Origin of the sequence: Hymenobacter sp. (assembly GCF_036388155.1) — a bacterium.
In the GTDB taxonomy this organism is placed as follows: domain Bacteria; phylum Bacteroidota; class Bacteroidia; order Cytophagales; family Hymenobacteraceae; genus Hymenobacter.
In genome coordinates, this window is sequence record NZ_DASVSI010000114.1 from 58,032 (window position 1) to 70,183 (window position 12,152).

The window sequence follows — 12,152 nt, forward strand, 5'->3', positions numbered from 1 at the left end:
AGAACGATATCTGATGGGGTTATACGTAAGAAAAAGCCGCCCGGCCAGTCCCTAAGTCAGAGGAAGCCAACAGGCTCCCCCTGACATTAGTTCGGGGCCTTTCGGTCAAGTTACGCTTTAGCTTCGCCGTTGCTGGCGGCTGCAGCTTCGGGCTTCGGCAGCAACACCTTGCGCGAGAGCCGGTACTTGCCGGTCTTCTTGTCGATTTCCACCAGTTTCACGTCGATGTCCTGCCCTACTTCCAACAAGCCTTCCAGAGTCTGAATCCGCTCGTGCGTCACTTCCGAGATGTGCAGCAGGCCGTCTTTGCCCGGCATAATTTCCACGAAAGCGCCGTAGGGCTGAATGCTGCGCACCTTGCCTTTGTAGGTTTCGCCCACTTCCGGCTGGGCCGCGATGGCCCGGATGCGGTCGATGGCGCCCTGCATGTCCTCTTGGTTGGAGGCGTAAATGCTCACGTGGCCCTTCTCGTCCTTCTCCTCGATGATAACCGTGGCGTTGGTGTCCTTCTGAATCTGCTGAATAACCTTGCCGCCCGGTCCGATTACCGCACCAATAAACTCTTTGTCGATGAGCATCTTGTGCGAGCGAGGCGTGTGAGGCTTCAACTCGGGCGCCGGGGCCGAAATCGTCTTGGCCATTTCGGCAAGAATGTGCAAACGGCCCTCCCGAGCTTGGTGCAGCGCGGCCGTCAGAATCTCATTGCTCAAGCCCTGGATTTTGATGTCCATCTGGCAAGCGCAAATGCCTTTCTCCGTGCCGGTCACCTTAAAGTCCATGTCACCGAGGTGGTCCTCGTCGCCAAGAATGTCGCTCAACACGGCGTACTCACCGGTTTCCTTATCTTGTACCAGACCCATGGCGATACCGGCCACAGCAGCCGAAATCTTCACGCCCGCATCCATCAGCGCCAGCGAGCCGGCGCACACCGTAGCCATCGAGCTGGAGCCGTTCGACTCCAGAATGTCTGACACGATGCGGATGGTGTAAGGGTTTTCTTCTTCGGGCGGCAGCACCTGGCGAAGCGAGCGCAGGGCCAAGTTGCCGTGTCCGATTTCGCGGCGGCCAGCGCCACGGTTGGGCTTCACCTCACCAGTCGAGAAACCGGGGAAGTTGTAGTGCAGCATGAACTTCGAGTAGCCCTTGGTCAGCGGCTGGTCGATGATTTGCTCATCGAGCTTCGTGCCCAAAGTGGCCGTGGTCAAGCTCTGGGTTTCGCCGCGGGTGAAGATGGCCGAGCCGTGAGCGCCAGGCAGGTAGTTGATTTCCGACCAAATGGGGCGGATTTCGGTGAGCTGGCGGCCGTCTAGGCGCACCCTTTCCTTCACCATCATGTCGCGGATGGCTTTCTTCTCAGCCGAGCCATAGTAGCGGCTGAACATCTTCATGTCCAACTCGGGCTGTTCGGCCACGAGTTTGTCCAGAAATGCTTTTTTCACACCAGAGAAGCCTTCTTTGCGACCGGCTTTGCTGGTGTTGCCACCACGGGCCACGTCGTAAGCACCTTGATAGACGCCATCGTGAATGAGCTTTTTCAGCGCTTCGTTCTCCTCGTACTTGGGATACTCGCGGGGCTGCGATTCTGGCGTGCGGCCAACGGCCTCCGCCAATTCTTTTTGCAGCTGGCACTGGGCTTTGATGGCTTCGTGACCGAAAGCAATGGCCGCAACCATTTCCTCTTCGCTTACTTCCTTCATGGCACCTTCCACCATGGCCACGGAGTCGGCCGTTGCGCCCACCATCAGGTCCATGTCGGCCCGCTCCAAGTCCGAAGTCTTGGGGTTGATGTGGAACTGGCCGTCGATGCGCGCTACGCGCACTTCAGAAATGGGGCCAGCGAAAGGAATGTCCGAGATAGACAAAGCAGCCGAAGCGGCCAAAGCAGCCAGAGCATCGGGCTGAACTTCTTTGTCGGCAGAGATGAGCGTAATCATCACCTGCACTTCGTAGTGGTAGTCTTTGGGGAACATCGGCCGCAGGATGCGGTCAACGAGGCGACAGACCAGGATTTCGTAGTCCGACAAACGGCCTTCACGGCGCTGGAACGAACCGGGGATTTTGCCGGCCGAACCAAATTTTTCTTGGTAGTCCACCGACAGCGGCAGGAAGTCAACGCCTTCGCGCTGGCTCGGAGCCGAAACAACCGTGGCGAGCAGCATGGTGTCGCCGAGGCGAACCACAACGGCGCCGTCAGCAAATTTGGCCAGCTTGCCGGTTTCGATGGTGATAACGCGGCCGTCGGGCAGCGTCAAAGATTTGATAATGGCGTTAGGTTGGGACATCAGCGGATTTTGCTTGGAAAAGCGACAGCGGGCGAGCAGCCAAAAACGAGCGCCGCCAGCGGCATTCGTTACTCAGGGTATTGTAGCAACAGTGCGCCGAAAATATTAGTTGTTTGTTGCTAGTTGTCAGTCAATAGTATTTTCCTGAAAACTGAAAACTGACAACTAGCAACTATTAAAGGCCAGCCTCGGCGCAAAACCAACCCGAACAAAAAAAGAGTAGGGAACCTTCGTTGGAAGGCTCCCTACTCTCAGACTCTGGACTTACTTACGGATGCCCAGCTCCTTGATGATGGCGCGGTAGCGGTTGATTTCGCGGTGCTGCAGGTAGTCCAACATGCGGCGGCGCTTACCTACCAGCTTCAGCAGGCCCAAGCGAGTGCTGTGGTCTTTCTTGTTAACCTTGAGGTGCTCGGTGAGGTGGTTGATGCGGTGGGTGAAGAGACCAATCTGGGCTTCGGCCGAACCGGTATCGGTTTTTACTTTTTGCAGGCTGTTCTTTTCGAAGATGGCCTGTTTTGCTTCGGTGGTTAAAATCATCGGCTGATAGGTGTTACCCCGTCTTAGATTTAAAAAAGTGAAATATTGACTGAGCACCCCACACATTGGGGTGCCGCAAAGGTACGCAATTTAAAAACAGGATAAAAGCGCGAATCTGAGTTTTTCGCCTTTATTCCTTATTTATTCCTTAACGGGAGTGGTGAGCTTGCGCAAGCTCGGTATGCCAATGCGCTGGGGCAAGCGGCGCCAGAAATCCAGTTCCAGCAGCCCCGAATCGTTATAGGCTTGGTAGAGGAAAAAGAGCCCGGCGGGCAAGAGCACCAGGTTAGACAACCACATGCCCAGCCCCACGGGCATCACAAACTCACGCCCGTACTTCTCGCCCATGATGCTCACCACGTAATAAATGATGAAGAAAAGAATGGACACCAGAATGGGCACGCCCAAGCCTCCCTTTTTGATGATGGAACCCAATGGGGCTCCAATCAAAAACATGAGAAACACCGCCACGGACTGCGAATATTTTCGGTACACTTCAATTCGGAACAGGGCCGAGTTACGAGCGTAATCCTCCAGCCTTTCTGAGGTAGAAGTAGTGAAGGACTTCAAGTTCTGCGCCCGGTTGATGGCTTGTTGGATAATGGGCCCGGAAGTTGGCGCCAGCTTGCCGGGCGCCACTTGCAGTTTCTCCACCTTCCGGTTGGCTGCGCGTCCGGTGGTATCAAACCGCATAAACGTGTAGTAGCCGTTAATCTGCACGGGCAGGCGTTGCCGCTCGATGCGCAGTTTTTTCTGCACAGACTTAGTGGCCGTGTCCAGCTGCGTAATGTTGAGCATCATGCGGTTCTCTTTGAAGAGGTCCTGCGGGGTCCGCACCAAACCGAACGACGCCAACGAAATGGTGACCATGCTGTGGTCGAAGCCTTGGCGCGCAAAGCTGGCCCCGGCGCGGTCCTGGGCATCGGGCTGCTCGACGTAGTTGTAGCCGTTATAAAGCTCCAGGCCCAAATAAGCCCCGTTGAACAGGTTGAGCATGCGACCAGAGTCGGCCAGCGTCACGGAGGCATTGCCGGACTTCTGGTTGTGGTCGTAAATCATTACGCCGTGCAGATGGTCGCCGTTTTCCCCGGTCTTCTTGTCCACCTTGATGGTATAGCCCGGAATGCCGTTGTAAAAAACGCCTTCGCGGATGTCGAGGGCTAGTTTTTGCTGCCGCACGTCCCACAGCAAGCTGTACGCTTTTAGGTTGGCCCGCGGCACAATGGTTTCGTTGAACCAGAAGGCCCCCACCGACAGCGCCAACGTGAGCAGCAGCACCGGCCGCAGAATGCGCGTCAGGGCAATGCCGGAGGCTTTAATGGCGGTTAACTCGTGGTGTTCGCCCAAGTTGCCATACGTCATCAGCGAGGAGAGCAGAACGGCCAATGGCAACGAAACCGGCACAATCAGCACGCTGAAATAGAACAGCAGCTGCAGCAGAACCCCCGTGCCCAAGTCCTTCCCGATAATATCGTCGAGGTACTTGAGCAGCGTGTGCGTGAGCAAAATGAATTGCACCACGGCAAACGTGAGCAAAAAGGGCCCGGCAAAGGCCTTTAGGATGAGTTTATCTAATTTCTTCAGCATAGCAAGGGCACTGGTCGATTGGAAAGGGCCCACAAGCGTGAACGACAGGCAGGCGGAAAAAGTACCCGAACCTGCGTCAAGCCCTTACCCCCCAACCTGCTCGCGAAGCTTGGCCACCAACCCTTCCCACATTTCCTGTTGCTCCTCGGTGTGGTGGGCCGAAGAATAATCTACCACGCGCAAGTAAACTTCGTCCGTCACCTGCGAAGAATCGAGGGTAAACTCCAGAAAGTTTGCATCGGCCACGGACTGGCGGTGCTCGTCAAGAAAAACAAACCGGATGGCACGGTTCAGGCGCTGGCCCGAAATTTCGGCGTAATGATTCTCATTGTCCCAAATAAAGTTGAGACGCTGCCCTTCCACATACCGCACATCATCGCAAAACCACTGCGAAAGCCCCGAGGCCGTAGCCAGATAGGGAAAAAGAATTTTGGGCGAAGCGTTGATGGGAAATTCCACCACGAAACGCGTTTTGATTTGGGTATCAGGCAAAGCCATAAGAATTACAACGAGGGGGCTTGGTCAAACGACGGTTTAAAAACCAGCCACAAGGGAATGATGAAGTGTTTTTTGCCCCGTAACCTTGTTTTGGGGCCTGCGGTAGCGTTACCTTTGCACCCACAAAACCCGGCGGGGTAGCTCAGCTGGTTAGAGCACAGGATTCATAACCCTGAGGTCGGCGGTTCGAGCCCGCCTCCCGCTACGTCGAAAACCGTTTCAGCCTCGTGCTGGAGCGGTTTTTCGCTTTTATGGCTCTTTTACTACCAGAAAAGCCCGAGTGTAGCATGCCTTCAGGGCAACCAAGGGGCCGAATGCAAACGCCAAAAACAAGAAAACGCTGAACCCATGGGCCAGCGTTTTCTTGGTTAATCGCGCTGAAAAGCAATTATTTTACCTTTTCCACGATGCCTTTGAAAGCGGCGGGGTGGTTCAGGGCCAAATCAGCCAGAACTTTACGGTTCAACTCGATGCCAGCCTTTTTGAGGCCGCCCATCAATTGCGAGTACGACAAACCGTGCTCACGAGCACCGGCGTTGATGCGCTGAATCCAGAGGGCGCGGAATTCGCGCTTCTTTACTTTACGGTCGCGGTAGGCGTACAAGAGGCCTTTTTCAACGGCGTTCTTGGCTACGGTCCACACGTTTTTGCGACGGCCGTAATAGCCTTTCGCCAAACGCATGATTTTCTTACGGCGGTGGCGCGAGGCCACGTGGTTAACACTTCTTGGCATAACCTTGAGAGTTTTTGGCAGCCGGCGACGGATTAAAGTCTTAAGGCCGGAAGCCTGGTGAAAAATTTTGTTGGTTGCTTGCCGTCAGTTGTTATTCTCACACGTCAATGTCAGCACGCGCTAACTACCGACAAGGAGCAACTGACAACGAATCAGATGTTGAGCATCTGGCGCACGCGGTTCATGTCGGCGCTGCTCACGAGGCCGGTGTGGGTCAGGCCACGCTTTTGCTTGGTGGTCTTCTTCGTGAGGATGTGAGATTTGAAGGCGTGCTTCCGCTTCACCTTGCCCGTTCCGGTGAGCGCAAAGCGCTTCTTAGCACCGGATTTCGTCTTTACTTTCGGCATTGTAGTGGTTGTTGGAGGGTTGGTTGTTGATTGTTGATTGCTGACCGACCAAGGGTCGGGGAGCCATCCGCAACCGAGTAAAATCTATTCGGCGGCGTCGGTGGTAGCCGGAGCCGTTTCGGAGGTCTTGTCTTTGGCTTCGGCGGGTTTGGCGGCTTTCTTCTCGCCTTTGTCGGGCGAGGCAGCCGGCTTGGCCGAGGGTTTCACCACTGCAGCAGCCTTGGGCGCTAAGTAGAGGAACATGCGCTTGCCTTCCAGCTTGGGCAGTTGCTCTACTTTGGCGAGGTCCTCAAGGGCCTGGGCAAACTTGAGCAGCAGGATTTCGCCGCGCTCTTTGAACACGATGCTGCGGCCGACGAAGTGCACGTAGCTCTTAATCTTGGCACCTTCGCGCAGAAACTCCTGCGCGTGCTTCACTTTGAAGGCGAAGTCGTGCTCGTCCGTGTTGGGACCGAAGCGAATTTCCTTGAGGACCACCTTGGTTTGCTTGGCCTTCAGCTCGCGGGTCTTCTTCTTCTGCTCGTACTTAAATTTCGAGTAGTCGATGACGCGGCAAACCGGCGGCACAGCCGTGGGTGAAATCTCAACGAGGTCGAGGTTTTGGTCCTGAGCCATTTTCCGAGCCTGGTCGGTCGGATAAATGCCTTGCTCCACGTTGTCGCCAACAAGGCGCACTTCGCGGGCCGTGATTTTTTGATTGATTTTGAACGGCTCTTCCACCTGCTGGCGGGGCACGTACCGACGATTCGGAGCTGCTATGGTTTGGTCCTCCTGCTAAAAAAGTGGCGGGGAATGAGATTCTTGCGGGTTTAGGCCGGCTAAGGCCTGGCAATCAGGGGGCAAATATCGGTATTTAATATTGGAAAGGCAAACGACTTGCGTTATGTATTTGCAATAGCCAAGAAAAGGACGCCCGCCTTTACCCACAATTGTCCATTGTTGGGTACTGGCTGGCGTCCTTTTTTAGTAGAAACTTCTACGCTTCAACAATTTGGCTCTGCACGCTTTTCACAAATGCATCGAGGGGCATGGAGCCCAGGTCACCCTCGCCGTGCTTGCGCACGCTAATGATGTTGTCCTGTGCCTCTTTCTCTCCCACCACGAGCAGATACGGGATTTTGCCCATCTCGGCGTCGCGGATTTTGCGGCCGATGCGCTCGTCGCGGGCATCAACGGTGCCGCGCAACTCGCGCTGCTCCAACTGAGATTTTACTTCGTTGGCGTAGTCGATGTATTTGTCTGAAATGGGCAGCACGATAAACTGCTCAGGGGTGAGCCAAAGGGGGAAGTTGCCGCCGCAGTGCTCGATGAGTACGGCCACAAAACGCTCCAACGAGCCAAAGGGGGCGCGGTGAATCATCACTGGACGCTGTTTGGTATTGTTGGCATCTGTGTATTCCAGGTCGAACCGCTCGGGCAAGTTGTAGTCGACTTGGATGGTGCCCAACTGCCATTTCCGACCAATGGCATCGCGCACCATAAAGTCGAGCTTGGGGCCGTAAAACGCCGCCTCGCCCAGCTCGGTAGTCGTGTTAAGGCCTTTTTCGGCGGCTGCTTCTTGGATAGCCGTTTCGGCACGAGTCCAGTTCTCGTCCGAGCCAATGTACTTGGTTTTGTTTTCGGGGTCGCGGAGAGAAATCTGCGCCGTGAAATCCGGAAAATCGAGCGCCTTCAGCACGTACAGCACGATGTCAATTACCTTCTTGAACTCGTCCTTCACTTGGTCGGGCCGGCAGAAGATGTGGGCGTCGTCTTGCGTGAAGCCGCGTACCCGCGTCAGGCCGTGAAGCTCGCCGCTCTGCTCGTACCGGTAAACGGTGCCGAACTCAGCTAGGCGCACCGGGAGGTCGCGGTAGCTGCGGGGCTCTGTCTTGTAGATTTCGCAGTGGTGCGGGCAGTTCATCGGCTTGAGGAAAAATTCCTCGCCGGGGTTGGGCGTTTTGATGGGCTGAAACGAGTCGGCGCCGTATTTCTCGTAGTGGCCGCTGGTCACGTACAGCTCCTTGGCGCCAATGTGCGGCGTCACCACGGGCGAGTAGCCAGCTTTTACTTGGGCTTTGCGCAAAAATTGCTCCAGGCGCTCGCGCAGGGCCGTGCCTTTGGGCAGCCACAAGGGCAGCCCCGCTCCTACTTTCTCGGAGAAAGCAAACAGCTTCAACTCTTTGCCCAGCTTGCGGTGGTCGCGGCGCTTGGCTTCCTCCAGGCGCTCGAGGTATTCGGTGAGGTCTTTGGCCTTGGGGAAGGTGATGCCGTACAGGCGGGTAAGCTGCTTGTTTTTCTCGTCGCCGCGCCAGTAGGCCCCGGCCACGTTCATCAGCTTGGCGGCTTTGATGGTGCCCGTGTCGGGAATGTGCGGGCCGCGGCAAAGGTCGGTGAAACCGCCTTGCGTGTAGAAGGTGATGTTGCCGTCCTCTAGATTTTCGAGCAGCTCCAGCTTGTAGGGGTCTTGCTTCTCCTGGAAATAGGCAATGGCGTCGGCTTTGGAGACTTCTTTGCGGATGTACTGGCTTTTATTCTTGGCCAACTCGAGCATTTTCTTCTCGATTTCGGGAAAATCTTCGCTAGAAATGCTTCGCCCTTCGCCCAGGTCAACGTCGTAGTAAAACCCGTTTTCGATGGCGGGGCCGATGGCTAGCTTCACGCCTGGGTACAAGGCTTCGAGGGCTTCGGCCATGAGGTGGGCCGATGAGTGCCAGTAAGTGGATTTGCCCGCGGGGTCGTTCCAGGTCAGAATTTCGACGGAAGCATCGTTGGTAAATGGCCGGTGCAGGTCGCGGACTTCGCCGTTGACGCGCACGGCCAAGGCGTTGCGAGCCAAGCCTTCGCTGATGCTGGCGGCGAGGTCATAGCCAGTCGTGCCGGACTCGACGGGGCGAACCGAGCCGTCGGGGAGGGTGATGTTGAGCATATATTACAAGGTATAGTGCCCCAGGGGCAAAGCAGGGCGCAAGTTAGCACGTGCTTTTTGAGGGAAGCTAGTGCCTCCGGAAAGAAACCCGCCCAGCCAGCTACCCCGCGCTGGGAGTGAGCGACTGCATGGGGCTGATGGGCAAGGGACGCACGGGCATAGGCGGCCGGCGGTAATAATAGCGCGGGGCCGGGCGCAGACTGTCGGGCAGCGAAGCTTGCACCCGTTCGTTTATCTTCCACACCTTAAAGGTCCAGTGTTGATTGCCAGGATTTTCGGCCACCAGTTGGCGGTAATGAGCCAGCGCTTCGGGCAAACGGTTTTGAGTTTCCAAGGCTTCGGCGAGCAGGGCCCGGGCCTGCGGCAGGCGGGGGTTGCGACGCAGAGCCCGGCTGAGGTGCTGAATCACGGCGGGCTGTTGGCGCGCCTTGGCCGCGGCCAACCCCAGCCGGTAGTCGGCTCGGTACACGGTGGTGTCGAGGGCGAGGGCCCGCCGGTAGTACCAGAGGGCGCTGTCGGGCCGGCCTTGCAGTTCCAGTTGGCGGCCGTAATCGTAGCGCAGCAAGCCAGATGCCGTGTCGATGCGCATGCCCAAAGCCGCGTAGCGGGCGGCATCAGCCGGAATGCGCCAGGCATTGAGCAGAAAGGCGAGTTGGTGCAGAATCTCGGGCTCGCGGGGGTTGCGAGCGAGGGCATCTTGCAGGTACTGGACGGCGGTGGAAGTATCGGCGGTGGCGGCGTACGCCAACCCCTTGTAGAAAAGAGCCGACGGCTGGTCGGGGTCGAGGCGCAGGGTGCGGTCCAGGTTGTCGAGGGCGGCGGCATAATTTCGGGCGGCCAAATGGGTTTCGCCCACCAGCAAGGGCAACTCGGGCCCGGTAAAGCCCCGTTCGCCGGCTTGGCGGGCCGCGCCCAAAGCGGCTGACAGCCGGCCGAGGGCCCGGTATGCGCGGGCCTGCAGGAAATAGAGGCGGGCGTCGGCGTCGTCCAGCTTGAGGGCTTCGGACACGTCGGCCAGCGCATCGGTTGCCTGGCCAGCGGCCAGGCGCAGCGTGGCGCGGCGAGCGAGCAGGGCGGTGTTGCGCGGGTCGCGGGCAATGGCCCCGTTTAGCTCGTCAGCCTGCACGCGCGGCCCGCTCTGCACGGTGGCCAGATTCACCAGCACGTCGGGCTTTTCCGCTGGCGCAGGATTGCAGGCCACCACGGCCACCACGGACAGCGGAGATGCAAGCAGCTTCAAAACCAAAGAAAAACGCATGACACGAATGGCAAAAGGGGATTCTGGAGTCGGACGGTACGTGCTTATCGACTGAGGCTGTCGACGCCGGGCGCGGCAGAGTCGGCCGGGGGGCGCACCGGTAAGGGCATCTCTGGCGGCTTCTTTTTGCCTCGGGCATCGGCTCGGAGCAAGGTGATGAGCATTTGGCGGCAGAGCCGGCTCACCACCAAGTCTTCGCTGGTGATGGGGGCGATTTTTTCGGCTTGGCGCAACACTTCAATGGCTCTTTGCCGCCGGCCTTGGTAGCGGCACATGCGGGCAAGGTCGTAACAAAACTGCAGGTTTTGCGGGGCTAACTCGTGGGCTTTTTCAAGGTTTTTGATGGCTTGGCGGCTGTCACCGCCATCGGGTACTCCGCCCAACACCAGTTTGCTATACACGCGTTCGAGCAGGTTGTAATGGGCCACCCGGTATTGCCAACGCGCCAGCAGTTGCCAGGCTTCGGGCAAGTCGGGCCGCCGTTCTGTGGCCAGGTACACGTGCGACCGCAAGTCGCTGAAGGCCCGGAGCCGGGCACCAGCCCGGTAAAGCGTGGCTTGGTTGAATAGGGCGAGGGCCACCGCGTAGTTGCTTTCGCCGCCTTCGGGCCGTAGCAGCAAGGACCGGTCGGCGTACTGACGGCCGGCGTCAAAGTAGGCTGCTTTCCGGGTTTCGTCGGTATAGCGGCTCCCAATCCTTACGCTTAGCACCGCAGCCTGCCACAGGGCCAAGTAATGCATGGGCGCCGTTTTCAGGATTTCCTGGTACACGGCCAGCGCTTCCGAGTCCTTGAAGTTGTTGGTGAGGGCCGCGGCTTGAAAAAGCTTGGCCCGCACGGCCGGCGGGTCAACAACGGGAACGTTGGCCGGGACTGTGGACGTAAGGGGCGCAGGTTTGCGAATTCGCAAACGAGGCTGGCCCGCCGCGGGTGTCATCAACGCCGCCCACCCCAACAGCACGCCGAGCAAGCAACGCCGCCAGTGTCCAGCCAGAACGATACCGCGCAACCAAAACAACACACGCATGGGGCAAAGAAACGGGGCTTGACCCAAACGCGGCCCTTCCGCCGCAGGTTCGCGGCGGAAGAGCCGTTTCCTAGAACAAGCCCAATTGCGCCTTGGGCCGCTTGAGCAACTCGCGGGCCTGGGCCACTTCCTCGGCCGTCACGTCCACGGGGCCCGTAGCCTCGGCCCGCGGCTCTTGGGCGGGCTCCGCGGTTTCGGCGGCTTTGGCCGGCGCTGGTCGCTTTTTGGCGTTTTCCCGGCGTTGGGGCTCGGGGCCTTCGTCGGTGAGCAAGGTCAGCGCGTGAATCTTGTAGTAGTTGAGCTTATTGCCCATCGCCTTCCAGCCTTTCACGTCAATGAATTCGTGCAAGCTGATTTTCTCGGTTTCCTTGTCGGATTTCTTGTCTTTCTGGGCCTTCACTTCCACCACCGGCTCGGGGTTGGCCGTGACGGCGAGCAGCTTCGAACCTTTCGACTCGGAAATGAACGTGAAGCGCTTGCCCAGCGTGCTCGTTTCGATTTTGAAACGCTTGACGTAGTGGACTTTGGTTTCACCGTCTACGTACACCGCGCTCAGGGCCACCTCGGGCTCGTACTTGCGCAGCAGCACAATGTTGGGCACGTCGTAATGGTTGGTGGGGTCGGGGGTGGTCAGCTCGTAGCTGCCATCTTTGAAGACCACCAACACGTGGTTTTCGGTGTCGAACGTGCCCAGGTAGCGGCCGTGGCCCGCGGTGTTCAAGCGGCCCACCACGCTGTCGAAGAACATTTCGCGCCCGCCCAGGGTGGAATCGCCCAGGGTTTTCTGGGTAATCTTCTTGATGGGTTGCTTGGTCACAATGTTGCCCATCGAGCCCTTGCCTTTGATGCTCAATTCGGCAAAGTCGAAGTCAAACTGCTTGATGCGAGCCGGGGCTTTGTCGCTGAGCTGAATGCTGACAATTTCGGACTCGGAGTTGGGGTTGGCCGTCAGGTACAGGGTTTTGGTGCCCTTG

The 12,152-nt window shown here is 57.8% G+C and carries 9 protein-coding genes, 1 tRNA gene and 2 pseudogenes; 1 reads left to right on the forward strand and 11 read right to left on the reverse strand.

The genetic code is table 11. From position 1 onward, the window contains the following. Nucleotides 1–110: 110 nt before the first annotated feature. The 4 genes from pnp to VF629_RS15535 all read right to left on the reverse strand — a co-directional run bounded on the left by pnp (nt 111) and on the right by VF629_RS15535 (nt 4,907). Entirely contained in the window at nt 111–2,282 is a 2,172-nt protein-coding gene (gene pnp / locus VF629_RS15520; protein ID WP_331059405.1) for a polyribonucleotide nucleotidyltransferase, read from the reverse strand. A gap of 264 nt (nt 2,283–2,546) precedes the next feature. Continuing rightward, nucleotides 2,547–2,822, reverse strand: coding sequence for a 30S ribosomal protein S15 (rpsO, locus tag VF629_RS15525; RefSeq protein ID WP_331059406.1), 276 nt, complete (start codon nt 2,820–2,822; stop codon nt 2,547–2,549). 141 nt (nt 2,823–2,963) lie between these two features. Continuing rightward, entirely contained in the window at nt 2,964–4,409 is a 1,446-nt protein-coding gene (locus VF629_RS15530) for an LptF/LptG family permease (RefSeq protein WP_331059407.1), read from the reverse strand. An 84-nt stretch (nt 4,410–4,493) separates the two neighbouring features. Further along, nucleotides 4,494–4,907: an START-like domain-containing protein gene (locus VF629_RS15535; protein ID WP_331059408.1), complete on the reverse strand. Its 414-nt coding sequence runs from the start codon at nt 4,905–4,907 to the stop codon at nt 4,494–4,496. A gap of 131 nt (nt 4,908–5,038) precedes the next feature. Between VF629_RS15535 and VF629_RS15540 the strand changes: the two genes are divergently transcribed. Continuing rightward, nucleotides 5,039–5,112, forward strand: a tRNA-Met gene (locus tag VF629_RS15540). 183 nt (nt 5,113–5,295) lie between these two features. Here the strand turns inward: VF629_RS15540 and rplT are convergent. The 7 genes and pseudogenes from rplT to VF629_RS15575 all read right to left on the reverse strand — a co-directional run. Further along, the gene (gene rplT / locus VF629_RS15545) at nt 5,296–5,640 is read right to left on the reverse strand and encodes a 50S ribosomal protein L20 (protein WP_331059409.1); all 345 of its coding nucleotides are present in this window, start codon (nt 5,638–5,640) and stop codon (nt 5,296–5,298) included. Nucleotides 5,641–5,792: 152 nt separating this feature from the next. Beyond that, nucleotides 5,793–5,987 (reverse strand): 50S ribosomal protein L35, encoded by a 195-nt coding sequence (rpmI, locus tag VF629_RS15550; RefSeq protein ID WP_046242504.1) that lies wholly within the window; start codon nt 5,985–5,987, stop codon nt 5,793–5,795. A gap of 201 nt (nt 5,988–6,188) precedes the next feature. Then, nucleotides 6,189–6,746, reverse strand: a pseudogene (gene infC, locus VF629_RS15555) (translation initiation factor IF-3); the annotation flags it as partial. Nucleotides 6,747–6,963: 217 nt separating this feature from the next. Next, a complete protein-coding gene (gene thrS, locus VF629_RS15560; protein ID WP_331059410.1) occupies nt 6,964–8,895 on the reverse strand; it encodes a threonine--tRNA ligase in 1,932 nt (643 codons plus the stop codon). 100 nt (nt 8,896–8,995) lie between these two features. Continuing rightward, complete coding sequence (locus tag VF629_RS15565; protein WP_331059411.1) at nt 8,996–10,153, reverse strand: tetratricopeptide repeat protein; 1,158 nt, start codon at nt 10,151–10,153, stop codon at nt 8,996–8,998. 44 nt (nt 10,154–10,197) lie between these two features. Beyond that, on the reverse strand, nt 10,198–11,178 hold the full coding sequence (locus VF629_RS15570; protein WP_331059412.1) for a tetratricopeptide repeat protein: 981 nt from the start codon (nt 11,176–11,178) through the stop codon (nt 10,198–10,200). A gap of 70 nt (nt 11,179–11,248) precedes the next feature. Then, nucleotides 11,249–12,152 (reverse strand): annotated as a pseudogene (locus VF629_RS15575) (DNA gyrase/topoisomerase IV subunit A); the annotation flags it as partial.